This window comes from Roseiconus lacunae (genome assembly GCF_008312935.1).
GTDB classification, from domain to species: domain Bacteria; phylum Planctomycetota; class Planctomycetia; order Pirellulales; family Pirellulaceae; genus Stieleria; species Stieleria lacunae.
The window spans coordinates 378617-401637 of sequence record NZ_VSZO01000007.1; the positions used below are offsets into that span (position 1 = coordinate 378617).

At 54.9% G+C, this 23021-nt stretch carries 15 protein-coding genes and 1 other RNA gene; 5 read left to right on the forward strand and 11 right to left on the reverse strand.

Annotation, left to right across the window (positions count from 1 at the left end; translation table 11 throughout):
• Nucleotides 1-5 precede the first annotated feature (5 nt).
• Entirely contained in the window at nucleotides 6-1214 is a 1209-nt protein-coding gene (locus FYC48_RS11465; protein WP_149496837.1) for a WGR domain-containing protein, read from the forward strand.
• A gap of 66 nt (nucleotides 1215-1280) precedes the next feature.
• On the opposite strand, the gene FYC48_RS11470 is transcribed toward FYC48_RS11465, so the two are convergent.
• The 6 genes from FYC48_RS11470 to FYC48_RS11495 all read right to left on the reverse strand — a co-directional run bounded on the left by FYC48_RS11470 (nucleotide 1281) and on the right by FYC48_RS11495 (nucleotide 10773).
• On the reverse strand, nucleotides 1281-3671 hold the full coding sequence (locus tag FYC48_RS11470; RefSeq protein WP_149496838.1) for a hypothetical protein: 2391 nt from the start codon (nucleotides 3669-3671) through the stop codon (nucleotides 1281-1283).
• Between the two features lie 74 nt (nucleotides 3672-3745).
• Nucleotides 3746-5734: a vWA domain-containing protein gene (locus tag FYC48_RS11475; RefSeq protein WP_149496839.1), complete on the reverse strand. Its 1989-nt coding sequence runs from the start codon at nucleotides 5732-5734 to the stop codon at nucleotides 3746-3748.
• Complete coding sequence (locus FYC48_RS11480) at nucleotides 5731-6624, reverse strand: DUF58 domain-containing protein (protein ID WP_149496840.1); 894 nt, start codon at nucleotides 6622-6624, stop codon at nucleotides 5731-5733. Before FYC48_RS11480 ends, FYC48_RS11475 begins: the two co-directional genes overlap by 4 nt.
• 85 nt (nucleotides 6625-6709) lie before the next feature.
• Nucleotides 6710-7570, reverse strand: a complete 861-nt coding sequence (gene ygfZ, locus FYC48_RS11485) for a CAF17-like 4Fe-4S cluster assembly/insertion protein YgfZ (RefSeq protein ID WP_149496841.1) — start codon at nucleotides 7568-7570, stop codon at nucleotides 6710-6712.
• A gap of 287 nt (nucleotides 7571-7857) precedes the next feature.
• On the reverse strand, nucleotides 7858-9711 hold the full coding sequence (locus tag FYC48_RS11490) for a Gfo/Idh/MocA family protein (protein WP_149496842.1): 1854 nt from the start codon (nucleotides 9709-9711) through the stop codon (nucleotides 7858-7860).
• Between the two features lie 108 nt (nucleotides 9712-9819).
• Complete coding sequence (locus tag FYC48_RS11495; protein WP_149496843.1) at nucleotides 9820-10773, reverse strand: DoxX family protein; 954 nt, start codon at nucleotides 10771-10773, stop codon at nucleotides 9820-9822.
• Between the two features lie 674 nt (nucleotides 10774-11447).
• On the opposite strand from FYC48_RS11495, the gene ffs reads away from it, so the two are divergent.
• Nucleotides 11448-11542: signal recognition particle sRNA small type (ffs, locus tag FYC48_RS11500), an RNA gene on the forward strand.
• Nucleotides 11543-11694: 152 nt separating this feature from the next.
• Here the strand turns inward: ffs and FYC48_RS11505 are convergent.
• From FYC48_RS11505 to FYC48_RS11520, 4 genes are all read right to left on the reverse strand, one after another.
• Nucleotides 11695-13092: an EF-hand domain-containing protein gene (locus FYC48_RS11505; RefSeq protein ID WP_149496844.1), complete on the reverse strand. Its 1398-nt coding sequence runs from the start codon at nucleotides 13090-13092 to the stop codon at nucleotides 11695-11697.
• A 70-nt stretch (nucleotides 13093-13162) separates the two neighbouring features.
• On the reverse strand, nucleotides 13163-14446 hold the full coding sequence (tyrS, locus tag FYC48_RS11510; protein WP_149496845.1) for a tyrosine--tRNA ligase: 1284 nt from the start codon (nucleotides 14444-14446) through the stop codon (nucleotides 13163-13165).
• Nucleotides 14439-15170: a 2-C-methyl-D-erythritol 4-phosphate cytidylyltransferase gene (ispD, locus tag FYC48_RS11515; protein ID WP_200836587.1), complete on the reverse strand. Its 732-nt coding sequence runs from the start codon at nucleotides 15168-15170 to the stop codon at nucleotides 14439-14441. Before ispD ends, tyrS begins: the two co-directional genes overlap by 8 nt.
• Nucleotides 15171-15281: 111 nt before the next feature.
• Nucleotides 15282-16442, reverse strand: coding sequence for a Gfo/Idh/MocA family protein (locus FYC48_RS11520; RefSeq protein ID WP_149496846.1), 1161 nt, complete (start codon nucleotides 16440-16442; stop codon nucleotides 15282-15284).
• A gap of 204 nt (nucleotides 16443-16646) precedes the next feature.
• Between FYC48_RS11520 and FYC48_RS11525 the strand changes: the two genes are divergently transcribed.
• Together FYC48_RS11525 and FYC48_RS11530 are read left to right on the forward strand one after the other, a co-directional pair.
• Nucleotides 16647-17303: a hypothetical protein gene (locus tag FYC48_RS11525; RefSeq protein ID WP_149496847.1), complete on the forward strand. Its 657-nt coding sequence runs from the start codon at nucleotides 16647-16649 to the stop codon at nucleotides 17301-17303.
• A 230-nt stretch (nucleotides 17304-17533) separates the two neighbouring features.
• Nucleotides 17534-19537: an ATP-dependent helicase gene (locus tag FYC48_RS11530; RefSeq protein ID WP_149496883.1), complete on the forward strand. Its 2004-nt coding sequence runs from the start codon at nucleotides 17534-17536 to the stop codon at nucleotides 19535-19537.
• Between the two features lie 208 nt (nucleotides 19538-19745).
• On the opposite strand, the gene FYC48_RS11535 is transcribed toward FYC48_RS11530, so the two are convergent.
• Complete coding sequence (locus tag FYC48_RS11535; RefSeq protein WP_149496848.1) at nucleotides 19746-20531, reverse strand: sugar phosphate isomerase/epimerase family protein; 786 nt, start codon at nucleotides 20529-20531, stop codon at nucleotides 19746-19748.
• A gap of 400 nt (nucleotides 20532-20931) precedes the next feature.
• Here FYC48_RS11535 and ligA point away from each other — a divergent pair, with 400 nt between their 5' ends.
• Complete coding sequence (gene ligA, locus FYC48_RS11540; RefSeq protein WP_149496849.1) at nucleotides 20932-22995, forward strand: NAD-dependent DNA ligase LigA; 2064 nt, start codon at nucleotides 20932-20934, stop codon at nucleotides 22993-22995.
• Nucleotides 22996-23021: the final 26 nt, after the last annotated feature.

A 23021-nucleotide genomic window follows, 5' to 3' on the forward strand; every position in this document is an offset into this window, starting at 1 on the left:
GCTAAATGTCAACATTCCCGATTCCGGCATCCGGGCGTCTGACCAACATCGAAAAGAATTCGTTTTGGGATTGGTCTCTTGATGGAAAGTCATTGACAACAGTCTCCGGAAAACTTGGACGCGACGGGAGAAAGACGACAAAGAAACATCCCTCCGAGGAAAAGGCGGCAAGCGATCTGGAGAGCAAGCATTTCAAGAAGCTTCGCGAAGGTTTTCGGCACTTACACGCCGAAAATCCTGGCCCAATTGCACTGCAGACTTTTTTCGCCGCACACTATACGGGGTTCATGAGTTTTGATCTTCAGAGCGAACGAAATGAACTCGCCGCATGTAGATCTACGCAGGCAGATCCAGCGTCTTGCGAGATCGTCGTTCTGGATCCTGAGTCAGGTAGTGAGACTAAGCTAGTCTCTCTTGACGTATCCGACGTTTCCTGCCTGCGTTGGCATGACCACCGAATTGTCTTCCAAGCCGATGATCGTGTCTCAGTGTTGGATATCGAAAGCCAAAAGATCGACAACTTTGGAAAAGGAGGCGTTTTCCCGCATTTCGAATTCGACCTTCAAGCCGGGCGACTTTTGTCATCGCGGTCAGGAACGTCGGGGCCGATCATCGCAGTCGATGAGCTATTGACTGGTCAGACCTTGCTTGAAATTGATGCAAGCGAACAAGAACGCGTGACAGATCATCACATTCAGCACGTCGGCGCGCTCGCGCCATCTGGAAAGCTGGTAGCAATCTGCCGTCAGAAAGGCGAGATCGAGATCTACAACTTGGATGATGGAACGAACACAATCATTCGTGGCGACTTCCCCTGTGTCAGCAAACTTCAATTCCACCCTTCCGGCGAATGGATCGGATTGACTGAACACTACGGCGACTGGAGGTTTCGCGTGTGGTCGCTGAGTGATGGCCGCGAAGACAGCCGGTTTAGGGAACTACAGTTTCGCTTTTCAAACGGCATCCCACGTCCAACGTCCTCCTGCTTTGATTTTTCCTTTTCTCCCTCAGGGAAGCTACTCGCGCTTCGGGACAATGGCTGGATTCAAATTCGCGATTTCCATAATCAGAAAGAGCTCTATCGAATTGAGCAAAATCATGTGGTCAGAGATACCGGAACGTCTGGTTTTAGGATCCATTATGTAGCTGACGGACGTCTCGTCACTCGAACAGATCGAGGCGTTTTGACGGTGTACCCTCCGCACTCGATCTAGCCAAATACGAACCATCAAACCAGCAGTTTCAAACGATCGAGACCAGTCGATCGATTCATTGCTGATTCACTGCGGTTCTCGGTACCGTTGCACTTGCTCTCCCACCCGTTCGTCATCGGGCGGATGGACTAGCATTAAAAACGAGGCACGCTTGCCCGCTTCCTGGACATCACCCGATTCGTAAATCCACTTGATCGCATTAATTTTTGCTTCATACCATCGCTCGCTTCGTAAGGGTAACGAGGTAGCGACGCGTTCGGCGAGCTGGGCCGCTGTTTTTTTGGCGAATGGGTTTTCTGACTGAGACAACAGCCGCATCGCCTCTTCGACGGCCACGGAATTCACCCCCGTTGTCATAACGATCTTTGCGATCGAATTGATTGAAGCTTGATCTTCGGAAAGCCAAAATTCTACTTTCGCTCGTTGCCATGGGGTCGCGTTGGGCCATCGCTGCAACTGTTTGGCAATTGCTCGAACGAACGTCGAACCAGTTGATAGATCTCGCTCCAAACGCCATCGGGCCCGCTGAAGTCGCGACTCGGTTACATCCGTGAATTCTAGATGGCCTTGCCCAAGGGTACGAAGATTCCAGATCGCATCAACCAACGGATCCGTTGAGTCACTGTGATCCGTGGTTTCAACGTTTAGTTGTTCGGGATTGTCGAAGAGAAGTGCCGCAAGCGGTAGCACCGTCGATACTAGCTGCGGATTCTCCGCTGCGATTTCACAGGTCGCCTGACTGAGTGATTTCAATGCCGACTTTGATTGATCGTTTGGGAGCCCCTTTACCAATTCAAACCACATCGACTCCACCAGATTGCTTGACGTCGCATCTTTACGAAGCGTGAACCACTGGAGTGCAAATTCCGCTGCGTCACGATCGCGACCTGACTGCTTGTAGATGTTGCAAAGCCAGCTTGCGATTGCAGGAGTTTGATCGGCACCGGGCCACGTTTGTGAAATCTCTTGCAAGAGCGTTTCAAGTTCAGACACTCGAACCGCGTCATCAACGTTTGAGACAGGCTTGGAAAGCAAGAGTGCCGCCTGAGCAGCAAGATCGAAAGCCCCTGATCCTTCAGAGTTGTCCAGTGCGATTGCGCGTAACGTTTCGGCAGCATGACGAGAATCGCCGTCCTTAATTGCCGCCGCTGCACTCTTCGCAGCTAACTGAATAGCTTCTGCCCCGTTGGCCACTTCCGCGGCGTTCCGTAACAGCTGTGCCGCTTTATCAAAGTCACCTTTGCGTAGCCAATCCTCACCTTGGGCGGCAAGGATCGACGCTGACTTCGTCTGCTCGGTAGAGTCCGTGGGGCGTTCCGAATCAAGACCTTTCAGACGCCGGACGATGATCGTTTCTGCTCGACGTCGTGCGAAGGCTCCGCCCCGTTCTTCGATGTGACGCAACCAATGACCGGCGGATTGCCCCGACGAATCTTCTTCGAGAAGCATGTCCAATTTCACAAAGTCCATTTCCGATGACGTGACATTGGATTGCCGAGAGTAAAACGATTCAATCAGCCGCTTTGCTTGACTGACCTCGTTGCCTGCCAATTTGATTTTCGCATCCAAGGCCAGCAACGCGGGGGACGCTTGATCGTCGGAAAGATCTTTGAGTTGCAAGAAATTGCGGCGAGCCCCTTCAATGTCGCCACTACGGAGCAACGCATCGACATGCAGTTTTCGAGCCGTGACCTTGATTGGTGCATCGTCAGGCAACCTTTCCAAGGCAGACACTGCGGCAGTGACGGCATTTGCCGCCGCACTCGCATAGTCTGGTGTGCCAGGCGGAAATAGTTCTGTCTGTAAGATGGCGAGCGCAACTTGTCGAATTGATAACTCTCGCCCCAGTCGCTCCCATTGGTCGGCGGAAATTCCCCGTGCCTCTTGTCTCGTGGCATCGTTTGCGATCGCCCAATTGTCATTCGCCAATTTCTCAAGTGTCACGCAGGCACGCTGTAATTGGCTAACCTGGCGAAGTAACGTAGCCGTATTCGTTTCAGACTGTGATGAGACAGAGGCGACGATCATCGCCACGCGGAGGATCCGATAGGACGCTGTAATTTTGTCCGCGGTTAGAAACTCTGCCGCTTTAAAATCAGGATTCGCCTTAAGAAATTCATCGATCGACGCAGTAGCATTCTCGAGACTTTGTTTTAAACGCTCCGCCAGTTCAGAGCTGCGCCCCTCATAGAGTGACGCGGCCTCTTTTTCTGAACGAACGATCGCAAGTTTTCCGATCCAGCGAGCATGCGAAACGGATGCCACGGGGGATTGCTTTCCAACCCGTTCACAAAACCAGATCGCGTCATCAAGCCTCCCTGCTTTTACCAGTGAGTTGACGACGTCCTCGTTCAGTCGATCAGTTTCACGTTCGATCGCAGGCAAATCTGCCTGCAGAAATAGCAGACCAATCAGGCTCCAAGTCCGTAGCGATGAAAGGGTAAATGATGGTTTCAAGTCCAAGTGATTTCTACAAATATTGAAACGCGTTGCAGATTTGATGATCAATCAACCTGTCAGCCGAAAACGTGTCAAGCGATCCGCTTGTTATATAACCACCACTCGAGTGCCAAGACGACCAACAAAAGCAGAAGCAGCCAACGCCAAAACTCATAACGCGTTTCCATGGTACCGGACGTTTCGATCTTCTCGTATCCGATTTCGAACTCGCTGCGCGGATTGATCTGGCTTTCCATCCGACTAAATAAATTGATTGCGAATAGGTCGACTAACTTTTCATCCGCCATGACGCGATAGTTGCCAGGCATTTCCGAGTCGACAAACTCGACGGTTCCCGATTGACCGGTGGGAATGGTTTCCGCCGTCCCACTGCCGCGTGCAATCTGAACTTCACCGATTTGACTTTCCACACGCAGCCGAACCGTATCACCTGGAAGAAACGAGGCTGCATTGGTCGCGTCGGCGGCACCGGCAAGGTGCCGAAGAACGTTGAGCAGAAATACCGGCCAGGAGCGTTCGGCAAACCAATTCGTATTGGTTTGCGGTATCCCATCGTCGGAATTGGTCACGATCGCGAAGCCGAGCACCAGATCTTGATAACCATCTCGAGGGGCGAGTGCCAGCACGGTCCCATTGTCGGCTCCGACCAATTCCCGAGTACCAACCGGGCCGGTTACGCTACGCCCTTCGAAAATCAGCAGCGAGAACAGTTCTAGGTATTGCATCATCGGGTGCGTTCGATCGATATCGACCAAGATCGTCTGCCCTGGTTCGCTCGCCCAAGACCAATCGGCATTTGGAAGGGCGGCGACGAAGAAGGTATTTGTCAGCGGCAACGTCTTGGGTTGGCAGCGATCGTAGATAATCAAATCATCCAAACCGGCGGTCGCTCGCGCGGTGTATTCCGGCGATTCCATATAGCTTGGCGGCTGAAAGTCAGCGACACAAATCTTTGCCGCACTTTCGGTGGTCAGGCCAAGTTCGAGCGGACGATTCCCCTGCGTGATCACCAAGACCGACACCGTACGAAGCGGACGAAGCCCTGCGTAAGCAAAGTTATCGATGCTAAAATCGTCGCTGAATCCTTGATCTCCGTCATCCGATTCAAGACGTGCTTCGAGCGTTGCCGCTTCGCCTTGGTCGGAAAGTGCGAACGTCAACGAGCCTTCTTCATCAGGCTCCAAAGTCACCGCCTCCGCGTCTCTCCACTGACCATCGACGTACAGCGAGACGTTAAACGTCTCCGCGTCCTTGCCAAAATTCACCACCGTCGCAAAGGCTTGAGCGTCACCAGGTCGCTCGACATTTCGGTCGGCACTAAATGCGGTGATTCCAACGTTGCGAGGGGAATCACTGCCGATCTTGAGATAGGTCGGGACGAGATTACCGACGTTGAAATCCGCCACGTCGCGGAACCCGCCATCGCTAAAAATCAGTAAATCGGCCGGCAGCGGGTCGGCGACTTGAATGTCATTGACGTCTCCGGCTTCGCTGCTTCGCCGCGGGTTGGCCAACCCATCTGCCGCTTCAAGTGCGCCGATGATGTCGGTGGGACGATTGGTGACCTGTGCACGATCGAGTGCCGCCCGCAATCGGCCACGATCACTCGTGAACGATTGCAAGACTTCGGCACGGTCGCTGAACGTAATCAACATCGCGGTGTCCTGATCTTCCATCTGGTCGATCTGATCACGAATCATCAGCTTTGCCATTGCGAATCGATTCTCTTGCTCAACGTCTTCGGTCATCATGCTCGCCGATGCGTCAAGCAGAAACACCTTTCTCCCCAGACCGGAGGTTTCGCCTTGCTGCCCGGGCCGCAGTAAGGCGAGTGCCGCGAGCAAAACCGCGAGCAGTTGCAGTAACAACAAAAGGTTGTTGCGGATCCGCTGAAACAGGCTGTTGACGTGCAGATCTTCCACCGTCCGCGACCACAAGTAAGTACTTGGGATCTCGATCGGTTCTCGACGCAACTTCAAGAAGTAAAGCAGGATGATCCCGATCGGGACTACGGCAAAGATCGCCCACTGCCATGGGGCCAACGTCGAGATCCAACTCATCGAACGACGCCTCGCTGTCGGAGATACTTTGTCATCACGTCATCGACAGGCTGATCGGTCAATACCGGTATGTACGCGATGCCTCGACGGGAACAAAACGTCTTGACCGATGTTAAAAACGACTGCAACGTTTGTTTATAGCGGTCGAGCACATAGGCATTGACGGTGATTTCAGTTTGATCGCCGTCTTCGATATCGATCAATCGACGGTCACCACGAATCGGTGGATCGACCTCTTCTGGCGACAGGACATGCATGATGTAGACATCCATACGCCGACCGATCAATAGCCGGAGTGCCTGTTCGAATCCGGATTTATCCATTAAGTCGGTCAAGAGAACGACCACACCGGTGCCCGTATTACGAATCGAAAAATCCTTGACACCTTCAAGCAGCGAAACATTGTCACCACTTTGAAGTGACTCAAGGTACTGCAACATCTGCCATAAACCTGTTCGTCCACGAAGCACCGGAGCACGACGCCCCTGTCCGCCCAACGCTTGAATGCTGACTCGGTCAGCTCGACAGAGGCCGATGTATCCGAGCGCCGCGGCCATCTGCTTGGCGACATGTAGCTTCGTCGGAGTTCCAAAGTTCATCGACTCGCTGCAATCGATCAATCCATAGACATGAAGGTCTTCCTCCTCTTGATAGAGCTTGAGGAATAATTGATCGAGACGAGCGTAAAGGTTCCAGTCGATCAGCCGGAGATCGTCACCGGGGACATAGTTCCGAAAGTCGGCGAACTCGACGCTTTGCCCCTTCCGCTTGCTTCGCCTTTCGCCCTTCATCCGTCCTCGGAAGACTTTACGCGAAACCAATTCCAAACGCTCGAGCTTGGCAAGTAGCTCGGGAGACAACAGTTGCAGTGATTCAGTCGGGGCGCTCATGCGGACAGTTTACTGAATATTGCACTGCACGGGGGCAAGGGCACTGACCACAGCCATTACCGTGTCCGCTTTTTCCGGAGCCTGATCACGCAAGGACTGTCGCGGTGAAGCCTTCGCCGGTCGCTTCCGAACCGGCTTCAAAGTGGGATCGCCGGGCGACGCCAATCGCAATGGCTGAGTTTTGCGATTGTGGGGCGACACTGGTTAACCTTCCGACCGTCTTGCCATTGGCAGACATTTCTGCCCCTGGTTCGGGGACGATTCCGCTAACCTGCCACTGCACTAACTGTTTTTGGACTTGCCCCAACGCGTCCAGTCGCGCGACCGTCTCTTGTCCAAGATAACATCCCTTGGTGAAGCAAATCGTTTGTTCGTTTCGGTTCGCTTCTTGTGGCAGGTTCTTTTCGCTTAAATCGATCCCAAACCATGGGAAGTTCGCCAGTGTACGGCTGTGATGAAATGAGGAATCATCACCGATCGATTCGCCCACTGTTTGTATGACCTGTTCGACCGCGCCCGGAGTTTCACTTAAGACGACAAAGCTACCCTCGCCCAACCAATCGACTTCGTATCGCACGGCATTGCACTGCCCCCAATCGGTTTCGCTTTGTAAAGGGGAACTGACATCAGGAGCAAACACAAACGCGGTCAAGTCCACCGATCGATCCACGGGGACCGAGTCTTCACGAATGGTGTAGCGATCGGCATGGCTGCCGACCGCATCGGCTTGCCCGGGGGCTCCGATCAGGCGAAAGCCATCGGCCGTCCTAAACGCGTCGACAAAAGCAACCAGTTTGCCCTTAACATCGGTGACAAATGTTTCACAGCCACACCCATTTTCTAACGATCGGACGTCGTTGGTCGTCAGATTGTTCAGGATTTTGACGGTGTCTGCACCGACAAAGTCAACGACAGTTAGGCTTGAAAGCCGATGGACGGAGGTCATCAAAGCGTTCGCCCAAAGGTACCGAGGCGGAGAAAGATAAATGAATTCAAGCGTGCCACGTCGCCATGCTTCGCGGGTTCACGTTGAGGTAAATGATTGCCGCTCGTGATCGCGTCACGGCATGTTTGGAAGCGAAGGCCGATGCCCTTTCGCTTTGATAAGTTGATATGGTGAGCCACTAGCCGCTTGGCGTTATTCCGGTGAAGTCCGCTGAACCATGGCTCCCGCCACGCGGATCATCCCAAAAACCGGGGCTAACGCCAGCCGGCTAATACTGTCGCCCGGCCCTAGGACACGTCCTTGAGCATGGCCTCCTGTTCGCGAGCGATGTCGCTTCCATCAGGGGTTTCGTCACTGTTCACGTCGAACCATTCTTCTTTGAACTGCAAGTAGCCGCCTTTTCCGGCAGCCGCGTTCTTGAGTGCTTGGTTGGCACCGAGTGCGATCACCGCATCGCCCATTGCGACTTCTGGATAACAACGTGGCTTGTTCTCTGGGTCGGGGTTGCGAATGCAGAATGCCCAGTGCTCGATTTCCTCGCGGTAGCCACGGCTGACCGGACCGGTCGCGGCTGCCTGGGCAACCGGAGCGGCAAAGTCACCGCTGGCGCTGGTGTCCAGAGCGTAGGATCCGGCGGCGTCCTTCTTTACACCAACCTTGCTGCTGGTGTCGCTATTGCGGTACAGCAAGACGTCCTGTTCTTTATCCAAGACCAAGGTACCCTTGCTCCCCATCACGACTTCGCCCCAACCGCCGAAACCGTTCCCGTTGATCGTGCTGTAAGTTACGACGACCTTCTTGTTCGGGTCTTGTTCGTAACCGGGGACGGCACCATTGGGATAGCCTTCAACGCGATCGTGGTAACCGACGTCAAACGTTTCGGGATACTCTGGTCCGGGGAACTCGAACGTGCAGTAAATATGGTCGCCGACTTCACGGTCACGCGGCATGATGTGGCGTCCGCCGACGGCATGAACCGACAATGGATGAACTTTCTTTCCGTCTTCACGCAGTGACGACAGGAAAATACTGACTGCGTCAAGTTGGTGACTGCCGAGTTCAGCCATCAAACCTGCACCGGTTCGTTGGAATAAACGCCAGCGGTGAAGTTCTTCGGCTGCCGAGAACATCTCTTCTTTGCCGCCGGGAAATTTGACGCTGAAGTCGTTGTAGCCAAACTTCGATAGCTGATCGTTCAGCATTTTGTCGGCATCCCAAGCTTCCCACTGAGCGACTTCGGCTTGAAGACGTTCGATGTCCGCCGCAGAGGTCGCGTTTTCGAGTGCCCGGCGCCGATGGTCCAAGTCCTTGGCGATGCGATCAAAGAGCTTGCCGTTTTCGTCCTTTTCGCCACCGGGAATTGGCATCGACCAACTATCCCGGCCCGGCAAGTTTCCACGGTGCCACTGTGCGCGGATGTGGTGCAATTGTCCGAGCAGTCCCCAACGGATCAAGTTCACGGCGTTTTCGTACTTGACGTTGTAGTGCCGTTGGTGACCGGTGGCCAAGTGAATGGGGTTGCCCTTTTTGTCCTTCAGTTCAGCCGCCATCCGGCTCATCACTTTGCACTGGGCGACATTGTGGGCCATCAGCTTTTCAGTCAACACATGCAAGCCACGCTCCATCGCGAGTGCGGCCACGGGGGCATGCAACCAAAGCGGCAACGCGATAATGACAGCTTCGATGTCTGGATCATCCAAACATTCCATGATGCCACCGGTCGTGAGACCATCGTAAACCTTGACATGCTTCCGCGCCTCCGATTCGTCTTTGTATCCTGCAACGCGGATCAAACCGGGACGGCGGACCAACGCCGATGCGCTACTACAGTCACCGTGAAAAGCACGGTGTTGACTAAAGGGTCGAATGTCACAGATCGCACGGACGTCGACGTAGTTTGGATTACAACCGCCGATCAAGACGTTGCCCTCGTCACCGGTTCCGATGACGGCAACGCGGACAGGATCCTTGACTTCGCCGTAACCGAAATAAGCGGCTCCTAGTCCCGCACCACTGACCACACCGGCACCAACGATGCCGCGCAAAAAATCGCGTCGGTTAACATCGTAGTAGCTTGAAACGGCGTTGTAGTAATTCTCTTCTCCGACGGTACGCTCGTCCGCAGAAAGCTTGTCGACCATCTTGATATCCTCGAAACGGGTGTTTTGTATTGTTGATTGAGTGGGAACGCGACAAGGACGGCTGATCTAGCTGCGTCCTTTGAGTTTATCCGGTTTTGTACTTTCAGCTTACTTCTTTTCGACCGGATCTTTCGCCAGCGACTTTCGAACGATCAGGTGCAAGAAGTAATCCAAGCCGGCGAATCGTCCGGCCCCGGTCGCGGCTAATACCAAGCAGGCCATGCACTCGACCAACTGATACATCGTGCTGCTGGGCCCCGTCGCGGGTGGCAATTGGCTCAGGAATACTGAACCGAGAAAACCTGCGGCGGCTAACGCGGCAACGGGTGTAAACAACCCCAAAAGCAAACACCATCCGATCGCCAAATCAAAGTAGGGCACCACTCGATTGAGCAGTGACGTGTCGACGCGTTCCAATCGGGGCCGGGTGATTTGAATCGGTGGCGACTGTTGTCGTTGATTCGGGGCGGCGAGAGAATTAACGGTGCCTTCGTAAGCACTCCACAATTGGTCGATTTCCGCCAGGACTGGTTTAATCTTGGCGTCGTTCTCCCGCCGGACTGTTTGGACTTGGTCGGCAAGACTTTCGACCCCCTGACGGGCAGGGTCTTGACGCAGCTTTTCGACCTGAGCGAGGCCAAGTTTATACTCACGGATCTCGTCGGCGTTGCTCTCCAGGATCAATTCCAGGTTCTTGAGCAACGTTTTCAACGCATCGTCGGTGGCCTTCTTTTCTTTGTCGGTGAACTGATAGTAGTCGGCCGCGCGGTCGGCATACTCACCCAACCACCATTCGTGATTCTCGGGGTTCAAACGGAACTCGCCGTGACGGTCCCACACCATTTGGTGGAAGTGTTCTTCATAAGGGCCTTTGGCATTGGCGAAAAACGGTGCCGCGTCCCAATCGCCTTGGCGGACTTTATCGCGGCCTTCGGTGAAAAAATGAAATCCAATCGTCAACCGAAGCAGGACAAGCATGGCAATCGCGAGGATTCCCAGTATCCGAGGCGAGATTCCCCAGCCGACCACCAGTCGCAACGGGGATAAGAGAAGATGTTTCACGATCGCGGAGCGCTCCGATGCTAGGCAAGTGGGCAAGGTAGCTTACGGTCCCCAACGGTTCTCTCACCTGGGGGGCCGAGAGGGTTAGTGAAGACTCAATTTTCGTGCATCCAGAAGGAACCAGACTCGTCCCAACGTTGACGGGTTGGGGCAAATCTGAGATTGCCAAGTCACGCCATACTGAGTTCACTTTCCCCGACCGGAACGTTCACTCGACTCGTTTCGAGCAACGCCAGCCTCTCGTTCGTAAGCCTGGATTCAGGCGGGAAGCCAGCATTATGGCCAAGATTCATGCTCACGCCAAGGAGAAAGCAGACGACTTAATCGGGCTTACAGGAGGATTCGATTTCCCGTCACTCCGATTGGCTAAAGATTGAGGAGCAATCAATCCGAACGTTCACCAAAGAACCAGGGCAGAGTGCCTTTGCAAACTGTGTCAGTCACGTTAAGCTTCTGCTCCCGTCGCCAAACGCAGGCGACCAACGCGAGTTCGACCAGATTCGAATGAAGGTCGGATTTCACCGTGAGCAATCGCGGGCGTTGAGCTTCTGGTTGGTGTTTTCCTCTGTTTCGCGGTTTCTCGGACTCCTTCTCCGGGAACGGCCTTCAGAAAACGAACCAACTAACATCTGATAACGAATCCAAATTAGACAACAAATCTAACGCTGTACGTCGGTGGCGACCCTTGCGACTGTGAGTCGTGAACCTGGTCAGGACTTAAGTGGAGCAGCCATAAGCGATGTAGCTTTGTGTGAGGGTCGCCTCCAACGTACAGCACGGATTCAATCTCGATTGCACTCTTCTACCGCCACGTGATCGCGCAGTCGTACTTATCAGCCGCTACGCAATAGCGTGCGGTTACCACGACAGCGGCCCAACCGCGATCGCTCAGCCGATGATGTGGCTCGCTGACAACGGGGCTCAGCGACTCCGTCGTGATTGCATCCACAACGCGTATTCGTTTACGGTGATGATGCCGTCTTTGTTGGCGTCGGCATCCACCGGACTCATCAACATCTTTTCGTACTCGCTTTTGACGAGTTGTTTGTCGTTATTCTTGTCGTAACGACCGATGATCCGCTCGGCGTAACCGATCATCTTGTCATCTGCTTTCCCAGCCGGTGCGGCAGCTGCGGATGTATTTGATGACGAATCTGAACTACCACTCGTTGACGCCATCGTCGTGGCGGACGCATTTTCTTCGACCGCTTGATACGCCTCCGGGATCGTGATGAACCCATCACGGTTGAGATCCGATCGAAAGAAATCGGCAACCGTATCGTCGTCCCACTTCTCGGCGAACTCAGCCATTTCGATTTGGCCATCTCGATTCTTATCTTTCTCGGCAAAGTAGCCTGGAAGATCCTTGGGCAAGTCTTCATCGGACATCACACGGTACGATTTCCGCCCGCCATACACGTCAACTAACTCTGAATCGCCCGAATCGCGGTCGCGATCACGACGACGGTCACGGTCATCACGCCGAGAATCTTCGGTCGTTTCTCGACGTCGAGCGTACCGAACGGCCAATTCATTTTCAGTCAAACGGCCGTCCTTATTGCGATCGAAATCGAGAGGATTGCCGGAGAAACGACTGGTAATCTCGTTCTTGTCCAACACACCGTTGCGGTTTCGGTCGTAGCGGCGAATCGTGTTCCGAGCTTCTTCGCGGTCCTTGTCGGTCACCGCAACGGACATCATCTCAGCCGCGGCGCCGAAACCGAGTAGTGTCGGAAGAGCTTCTTCTTCGACTTCGGCTCCGAAGCCAGGGACAAGCAAATCAGGCGTCAAACCATCATCGTCAGACCCCGAAGAGCCTCGTGAAGAGTCGCGCCCGCCGCCTTCACGCATTTTTTGGAATGCGTCGGTGACTCGCTTGATCGAAATCGGTTGCCCCGGCTTGATGCTTGGGTCGGCGGATTGCAATCGTTGAATCAGAAACTGTGCCGGCCCCTGCTGTTCATCCGGATCGATGGTGCCGTTACCGTTGCGATCCAGCCGGCTCAAAAAGCTGCTCGGATCAAAACCGCCACGATCGCCACCTCGTCCGCCTCGGTCTCCCCCCCGACCGCCTCGGTCGCCGCCGGGAGCGCCGCCGCGGTCGCCACCGGGTGAACCTCCACGAAACCCACCGCCGGGAGGGCCTCCACCCGGGAATCCACCACCGGGAGGGCCTCCGCGAAAGCCTCCGGGAGGTCCGCCGCGAAAACCGCCACGTCCGCCGTCGTCATCTCCGCCTCGCTGCGCAACCGCAGGCGTGGTACAAACGACCAGGAGTGCGACCAAAAATCCGCCGAAGAGTTGTTTTTGTGCGTTCATAGAAGATGAAACCAACGCCAAATGAAAAGGTTTCGATCGTCATCACACGGGGGGCGGAGATAACGACCGCTCAAGCAAATTTTAACAAAGCGTACTTCTTTTTACCGCGCCGTAAGATCATCACCGACTCACTCGCCAAGTCTGACTCGGTCAATTTGAGGTTCATGTCGGTTGTACGCCGGTTATTGAGGTAAACGCCCCCCTCTTTAATGCCTCGGCGGGCATCGCTACTGCTGGTTGCTAACCCGGCCAATTGCAGTGCTTCGACGATCCACAATCCTTCGCCGGACAGCATGTCGCGATTGAGTTGCTTATTGGGAACGTCGGCGAAAATCTGTCCGAGTTGGTGATCATCCAATGCTTCGATTTCACCGCCGAAGAGCACCTTGCTGGCAGCCTGGGCGGACCGAATGCCGTCTTCACCATGAACGAAATTCACGAGCCATTCGGCGAGTCGCTTTTGAGCCGTGCGAGCGGCCGGATCAGATTTCGTCGCTTCGGCCAGGCGGTTGTACTCGTCTTGGTCAATTTCAGTCAGGTAGGCAATGCATCGCATCACATCGCTATCGTCCACATTGACCCAGTATTGGAAAAACTCGTAGGGGCTGGTCTTTTCTGGATCCAACCAAACCGTTCCCTTCTCGGTTTTGCCCATTTTGCGACCGTCGGACGTCGTCAACAGGGGCGCGGTCAGACCAAAAACCTGTTTTGACAACATTCGCCGCGCCAAATCGATTCCGGCGGTCACATTGCCCCATTGATCGCTGCCACCTGCCTGAATCCGACAGTCATGATTCTTGCATAGGTACACGAAGTCATAGGCCTGTAGCAGCATGTAGCTAAATTCGGTGTAGCTCAACCCTGCCTCGCTGCCCAATCGCGCACGCACCGATTCCTTTCCCATCATCGCACCGACGGGAAAGTTTTTGCCGATATCACGCAAAAATTCGAGGTAGCTGTACTCCTTCATCCAATCGAAGTTATTGAGCAACAACGCTGCCTGATCGCCTTCGAAGGACAAATACTTTCGCATCTGGTTTTCGATGCCGGCTACGTTAGCGTCCAGCTGATCCGCCGTTAGCAAGTTGCGTTCTTCGCTTTTACCGCTGGGATCACCAATCATGCCAGTCGCCCCACCAACGAGCGCGATCGGTCGGTGCCCGGCATTCTGAAAACGGCGCAGCATCATTAACTGCATCAGGGAACCGACATGCAGTGATGTCGCGGTGGGATCGAACCCAATGTAAACCGTCTGTGGCCCCGATTGGAGCAGTTTATCGAGACCGGCCTCGTCGGTTGATTGATGGATCAACCCGCGCCACTTCAACTCGGAAATTAGGTCTTGTTCACTCATCGTGGTTCGTTGTCTTACTGTTCTGCTTTCGGCTGTTCACCAAGGCTTCGGCAATTGCCAAATCGCCCCGGTGTGTGATTTTAATATTTTCGGCGGAGCACTCGACCAGTGCGACCTCTGTCCCCGTCCGGGAGACCAATTCGGCATCGTCGGTCGCGGGTCTGCCCCGATGTCGCTGATAAGCTTGACGCAAAATGGAAGGCCGAAACACCTGGGGTGTCTGGGCCAACCACAGCGTGCTGCGATCGATGGTGCGACACGATTGCCCCTCGTCAAGTGTTTGCTTGACGGTCGCAGTCACGGGGCTAGCCAGGATTGCAGCGCCGGTTTGCGACGCCCGTTCGAACACACGATCGAGTTCACCGGGCTTGACGAGCGGCCGCGCGGCGTCGTGTACGGCGACCAATTCGATCGCCGGATCATCGATTACCAGATTAAGACCCGCACCGACACTTTCGGTTCGCTGGGCACCTCCCGAAACCAGTTCAATTCCTAACGACGCAACGGCCGCCGCCCCGACAGACACAAAGTAGTCCCGGTCGCGATCGGATATCGGCATCACGATCCGCTTGACCGCTCGGTGACTGCGCAGGACCGTCGCGGTTTGTTCCCAGATCGGCTTTCCGTCGAGCAACGTGAACAACTTATTTTGGTCCGATCCAAATCGTTGTCCGCTACCCGCCGCGGGCATGATCACCGCGACCGAAGAAATGAATTGATTCATCTGCTTTCGTCAGTCGCCGTACGACAGTAGGCGAGCAAGAGAGGCAACTTGTGAATCCCCGTCGCCGAAACGCGTTGCAAAGTCACGTCGGCGAGCGAGTACACCGACTGGTTATCGCCGTGCGGCTTCGTGCTTCAATGGAACCCACGCGGCGTTTTCACCGCTGCTGGCGACACACTGCTGGATAAAATACATCCCTTCGACGCCATCATAGCAGTTCGTGTAAACAGTGTCCTTCTTCTCGACCGACTTGCCGGCGGCGCGTTCGGCCATCGCGTCAAATGCCGAAGCGTACACGTTGGCAAACGCTTCGAAGAATGCTTCTGGGTGCCCCGACGGCAGGCGGCAAGCGGCGGCCCCCATTGAATTCATGAAGGGTGCATTTGGATCGCGAGTCAAGATTTGATGCGCCTTGCCGTTTTGTCGATAGATCATCTCGTTGGGATTCTCTTGCCGCCAACGCAGCGACCCTTTGGTTCCATCGATTTCAATTTCCAAATCGTTTTCACGGCCGTGGCTGATCTGGGATGCGGTGACCGTTCCCAAGGCGCCGTTCTCATAACGGATCACGGCGGTCCCGTAGTCATCCAGCTTTCGACCTTCGACGAATGTTTTCAAGCTGCAGCTCACTTGATCGGGCAAGAGTCCCGTCATGTAGCGACCGAGGTTGTAAGCGTGCGTCGCGATGTCACCAAAGGCACCCGCCGCACCGCTTTTACTCGGGTCGGTACGCCAAGCCGCCTGTTTTTGGTCTTCTTCTTCCAACGACGTCCGCAACCAACCTTGAATGTACTGGGCGCGGACGGCATTGATTTCGCCTAATTCACCGCTAGCGATCATCTCGCGTGCTTGGCGAACGAGCGGATAGCCGGTGTAGTTGTGCGAGAGCGCGAACACCGCGTCGTTGGCTTGAACGGTTTCGAGCAGCTGTTCTGCCTGGGCAAGATCGAACGTCATCGGCTTGTCACAAACCACGTTAAAGCCGGCTTTGATTGCCGCATCGGCGACTTCAAAGTGAACGTGGTTTGGCGTCGCGATGCTGACGAAATCGATTCGCTCGCCCTCGGGAAGTTTCAATTCCGCTTCCAGCATTTCTTGATAGCTGGTGTAGGCACGGTCTTCAGCGATCCCGTAGTCCGGTGCGGAAGCCTTTGCGCGTTCGGGGTTGCTACTGAGTGCTCCGGCGACCAAGGTCGCACGATTGTCCAAGCAAGCGGCAATGGAATGGACGCGGCCGATGAACGAGCCTTGTCCTCCGCCAACCAGTGCCATTCGGAGCTTTCGGTTTAGGGGTTCATTCAGAGCCATGGCGGTTTTGTTGACCTCGGTGGTGCGAAGGGGGACAATAAACGCTTCGAGGGGAAAAATTCTCAGCGGGTTGCAATCGTAAAGTTCCTCCGCCTGCGCTACAATTCCCCGTCAACCGCTTGTCCGGCTCGTCAGCAACCTTCAAACCGCTCGCCTGGAGCTTCGTTCATGACGTTCAATCCCAACGAATCGCCACTTCAAACGCCTCCTCAAGATCACCCCGCTGCCCCGACAGACGGAATCGGAAAGGGCAGAAAATGGATTGCCTTTTTCGCCACCACAACGTTGTTGTCAAGTTTCGCGGCCGCATACTTTGCCGGACAGAGCCAAGCACTGCACGACCATCACGCATCGCAGCCACCTGTCAACTCGGCAGATTCGTCCAAGTGGAATCTTCCGGCACTTAACGCGACCGCAGCGGTCACGAGCGAAAAGTTTTCGATGGCGACCGGCTTGATCAGCAGTGACGCCGAAGGCCTCTTCGTGCTCGATCACAATTCCGGGCTTCTACAATGTTCGGTTGTTTATCCGCGACTGGGGAAATTCCTTGGGTTGTTCACCGTGAATGTCCAAGACGTTCTCGGCAGTGGAAAAGGCACCGGCTACATGATGGCGACCGGATTGGTCGATGCGCCTAGCAGCAACAACAATCCCGTGGCGTCGTCGGTCATCTATGTCCTGAACACATCCACCGGGATGTATGCGTGCTACTACATTCCATTCAATCGCACGTTCCTCAATTCAGGAAAACCACAACAGGGTTCGCTCGTGCTGCTCTCGACCGGTTCAGCCGATCCGGTGATCGACCGCGACTCGCAGCGCTAACGCCTCAAAGTCACCGTAGCGGAACGCGCCGAGCGTTTCGGTTGCCTCTCGGTCAACCCCGACTCATCACCCAATCGCACCACACCGCAAGTCTTGCCAGCTTTCGCTACGTAGGGGCCTGAAAGTCAATCGTCGCTTGCCGATTCGGTCAGATGCAGTAGCATTGAGCCTGCGGATCGGCGTTCATTGGGTTGGCCGACCGGCGGCTTCAATCTCTCGTTCGTGCAGGAATCTCGTTGGCTCACGGATTGAACCCCGCGCAATCAGACGCGGTCAACACGCTCTCTGGACCACTCTTGGTGCTCGCCGGCGCGGGGACCGGTAAGACCCGTGTGGTCACGTTCCGGATCGCCAATTTGATCCGCAACGGAACCTCTCCCGATCGTATCCTTGCGGTAACGTTCACCAACAAGGCCGCCGGCGAAATGAAGGAGCGGATCGGTGAGCTGCTGGGGTATTCCAAACGCAGAAAAAAGAAGGGTGAGAAACGGCCTGAGCCAACGATCAGTACCTTCCACGCCCACTGCGTCCGAGTTTTAAGGCGGCACGCCAAAGCACTCGGTTATCCCGCCAAGTTTTCCATCTATGACCGCAGCGATCAAGAGTCACTTGCGCGCTCCATTTTGCGAGAATTGCGTTTGCCCGGCACGGCACTCAAACCCGGTGACTTACTGAACATCATCAGCAATTGGAAAAATGCGTCGATCATGCCCGAGCGGGCGCCGTTGGAGGCCTCCAATGACAAAGAACACCTCGCCGCGGCGGGCTACCGTCGCTACCAAGAGGGTTTGAAAAGTCGTGGCGCGATGGACTTTGATGACCTGCTCCTGCAAACCGAGATTCTGTTCGACGAACATCCGGCGATCCGTGACGAAGAGGCCGGTCGATTTGATCACGTCTTGGTCGATGAATACCAAGATACGAACGGCAGTCAGTATCGGATCACCAAACATTTGGCCGGCAAACATCGAAACCTTTGTGTCGTCGGTGATGATGATCAATCCATCTATGCGTGGCGGGGCGCCGATGTCACGCACATCCTGAATTTCAAGAACGATTGGCCTGACGCCAAGGTTGTTTGTTTGGAAGCGAACTACCGAAGTTGCGGGTCGATCCTTGAAATGGCGAATCGCTTGATCCAGTTCAACAAGTATCGGCACGACAAAGTCCTGCGTCCTTCCCGTCCGGACGGCATCCGGCCACGAATCGCTCAGCACAAAGACGAGATTAAGGAATCCCAGTCCGTCGTGGGCGAAATCAAGCACCTCATTGAAAATGAGCACGTTCAGCCACGTGACATCGCGATCTTGTTTCGCACTAACGAACAACCACGGTTGTTCGAAACCGAACTCCGGAAGGCAGACGTTCCATACGTCATGTTGGGAAGCCAATCGTTCTTCGATCGTCGTGAAGTACGCGACATGGTGGCGTACTTGAAATGGATCGATCAGCCTGACGACGAAGTCTCGTTGTTGCGAGTCATCAACACGCCGGCGCGTGGGTTGAGCCCAAAGGCGGTCAAGACGTTGATGGAGCACGCCGTCGCTGCGGGAGTTCCGATTTGGCAAATCATGCAAAAGCCCGACGTCGTTGCCGAACTTTCACCGGCCGCCCAGCGGGGTGTCGCGCAGCTTCAGTCGATTCACCACGATGTGAACACACGCGCGAAAAGCGAATCGCTCTCGGCGGCGATGGAAACACTGCTGACACAAACGTCCTATAGTGACGAAATCAACCGTTTATACGACGAACCCGAAGACCGACAAAACCGCATGGCATCGCTTGGCGAAGTCACCAACGCGTTGTCCGCTTTCGAAGACAACCGTGAAAACGCCGACTTGACCGGCTTCTTGGCCGACATCGCGCTTTCTGGTCGCGAGATGGGAAATGAAAAAGACAAGCTGGCGATGCAAAACGCCGTTTGGTTGTTGACGCTGCACGCCGCGAAAGGCCTGGAGTTCCCTGTCGTTTATATGGTTGGCTTGGAAGAAGGCTTATTGCCCCATTCGCGAAGCGTCAAATCGGGACGCGACGAGGATATCGCCGAAGAACGACGCCTCTGCTACGTTGGGATCACTCGCGCCCAAGAAAAACTAACGATGTCGCTCGCATTGACTCGGCGAAAATGGGGCAAGCCACGCCCGACAATCCCCAGCCAATTTCTGTACGAAGTCACCGGCCAAGCCGAAAACGCAAAGAAATACCAGCGTCAACAACGGCCGGTTGCCCGTTAGCAATCGACGGTCCTACAGAATGTAGCCGATTGGCTGTCGGCGATGGTTGCTTCATTGGACACCTCTCTGCGATGTAACACTCCGCGGCTGTAAGATCGATGGCGCCGCGATCCGGTCTCTACTCCATCCCAATCAGCCGCCTTGCGATAGCGTGCGGTTCCAACGATCAACCACCAAACACCGCCACCCTCACCACACCCACAGCCCTCTAAAACAAGACCAGGTTCTGGAGATACGAAACACCCTGTTGAATCTCTTCAAAACTTGAATCCTCACGCCCGACGACGAGTGGTCCGGTGAAGCCTGCGTCGTCAAGCGTCGCCAGAACTTGGGGGTAGTCCACGGTGCCTTCCCCGATTGGCACACGAATGCCACGTCCCGCCGCCAAATCAAGAACTCCGTCGGTCGCACAGACAACTTGGATTCGACCTCGCAATACTCGAAGCGCCTCCACCGCATCATGTCGATTGACGACCAGCTGTCCTGGGTTATAAGCAACCGCGACGAATCCCTCATCGTCTTTGTCGAGGATTGATGCCAACGTCTCGCCAGACTCCGCGCCCGTTTCTGCCGCTAAGAACGCTCCGACTTTTGCGCCGTAGCGGCCAAGGTCTTGGAGAACCGATTCCAACGTCTCAAAACGAGGATCAGCTTGATCATCAGGGACGTAACCGATGTGGTTGACAACCGATCCAGCCCCTAACTTGTAGGCCAACTGCATCGCCGACTTGGTCGCCTCGACTCTCCGCTGAAGCTCGTGAAGATTGTCGTACCCACGGCGTGTTTGAAAACGTAAACTAGCGACCCGTAAGTTGCGTTCATCGAGAAGCTTCTTTAAATGCCGCAGTCCCGTTTCGGTCAGATTTTCCGGATGTACCTCGCCGCGGCCGTTTAGCTCCACGGCACGAACGCCCATCCGAGCGGCCACGTCGAGAGATTTTTTTAGTGGTAGTTTTAGGCAGTCCAGGCGGATCGCGAGTTTAAGTTCGGCCATGAATATTCGATGCCGGGTTAAGCGGTAAAACAGGGCGTGGGGCTCTCAATCAGACCCACGGCGAAGTGTGGCGACAAAGGTGCGTGCGACGCTTCGCTTTCTCGATGAAATTAGCGTCGGCAATGCAACCTAGCAAGCGAGCTGGCAATTCGCGACAGATCGACTTCGTCGACGAGCCTTCGTGTTTCGTCACGATCACTTTTCCCTTTCGGCTCCGCTCGGCTGCGGAAGGCCAATCGGCTAATCTTGAATTCGGATCTTGACGCAGCAGCGGTCGCCCGCCGAGTATCTGGCGACTAGGATCGACCGGTCCCCGAATTGGTACGATCGCGTATCATAGACGCTCTCCAGTTTCGGCTTTCTCCATTCACGTCTTCTCTCACCTCCGGTGTGATCTTCGATGACCGATCCGGCGACACGCGTCGAGCAACTTCGTGATGAAATACGACGGCATGATCATGCGTATTATGTGGAAGCCAAGCCAACGATCTCTGACTTGCAGTACGATCAACTGCTCCGAGAACTCCGTGATCTTGAAGACCTGCATCCGCAGCTTCTTACCGAAGACTCTCCGACGCGCCGAATCGGTGACGCCCCGGTCGAACATCTTCGTCAAGTCGAACATGCGGTCCCGATGCTGTCGATCGACAACACATACTCGCTCGATGAACTCCGAGCCTACTTTGAACGAACCGAGAAGCTGCTCGAGGGTGAACCGATCAAGTGGGTGATGGAATATAAGATCGATGGCGTCGCGGCATCGGTGCGTTACCAAGATGGGGTTTTAACGCTCGGACTAACCCGGGGTAACGGAACGGTCGGCGATGATATCACGCATAACGTCCGAACCATCCGTGATCTGCCACTGAAGACAACCGCCGAGAGCGCCCCCCAAATCTTGGAGGTTCGGGGCGAGGTTTACATGACCAACGAGGACCTTTCGGAACTCAACAAACGGCAAGTTGCCGCGGGTGGCGAACCGTACAAGAACACTCGAAACGTGACCGCTGGGACGATCCGTTTGCTTGATCCGGCGATCGCGGCCGAGCGACAGCTAAGATTCTTTTGTCATGGGGTCGGACAAGTCGAAGGCCTCAAGGCGACGACTCACATGGAGTTCTTGCGTGAAGTCGCATCATATGGGATCCCGATGACACCCAACGTTCGCCCTTTCAATTCGTGGCAGGACGCGATCGAAGCTGTCGCGAAACTCGAAGAAGCGATGCCCGACCTCCCCTTCGAAATCGATGGGATTGTTTTCAAAGTCGATGACTTTCGGCAGCGTGAACGCCTTGGAATGCGTAGCAAGAGTCCTCGTTGGCTGATCGCGTACAAATTCGAGCGATATGAAGCGACAACAACTCTGGAAAACATCACGGTCCAAGTCGGAAAGACCGGCACGATCACTCCGGTCGCCCACCTCAAACCCGTCGATATCGCCGACACAACCGTCTCGCGCGCGTCGCTTCACAACGCTGACGAGATCGAACGATTGGACGTTCGCATCGGTGATGTCGTCGTCGTCGAAAAGGCTGGAAAAATAATCCCCAAAGTTGTCCGCGTCGAGAAACACGAACGAACCAAGGAACTGACACCATTTCGTTTCCCCGAACGTTGCCCACAGTGTGAAACGAAGCTCGTCCGAGACGAGGGCGGGGTATATATACGTTGCCCTAATCCACGATGCCCGGCGCAGATCAAACAACGACTCGTTTACTTCGGCAGTCGTCCGGGAATGGATATCGATGGACTCGGGGAAGAAGTCGTCGATCTCCTACTTAGTCACCGTTTAGTGGCGACCTTTGCCGATCTGTACCGATTGACTTCAGATCAGCTCGCCGAGCTTGATTGGCAAAAGCAGCGGAAGGGCAAAGATGGGAAATTGATCGAGGTCAACTTTGGGAAACGCAATGCGGACAACTTGATCAGAGGAATCGAGGAAAGCAGGCAGCGAGGGCTGGCTCGGGTCCTTTCGTCCGTTTCGATTCGCCATATCGGGCCACGCGTTGCGACGTTGATCACCGCCAAGTATCCGACGTTGGACAAACTCAACGAAGCGTCAACCGAGGACTTGGCTGGCATCCATGAAATCGGTGATCGGATCGCCGCAAGTTTGCATGAGTTCCTACACAGCGACTATGGATCGCAGACGATGCGAGAACTTGGCGAAGCCGGTGTCAAATTGGAAGACGAGGTCCCCGAAATTGACGAGTCGGCGCTATTACTAGAAGGAAAAACGGTCGTCGTCACCGGAACGCTGGCTCATTTTAAGCGGGACGAGATTAAAAAACTTATCGCGTCGCTGGGTGGCCGAGCGAGCGGCAGCGTAAGCAAAAACACGGACTTTTTGGTCGCCGGCGAAAAGGCCGGTAGCAAGCTTGACAAAGCCAATCAGCTCGGCGTCGAAGTGTTGAGCGAAGAAGAATTCCGCGCGATGGTCGAACCACCGAGTGCGAATCAGTGACCTAGGTTTAGGATGACTCGTGGCCA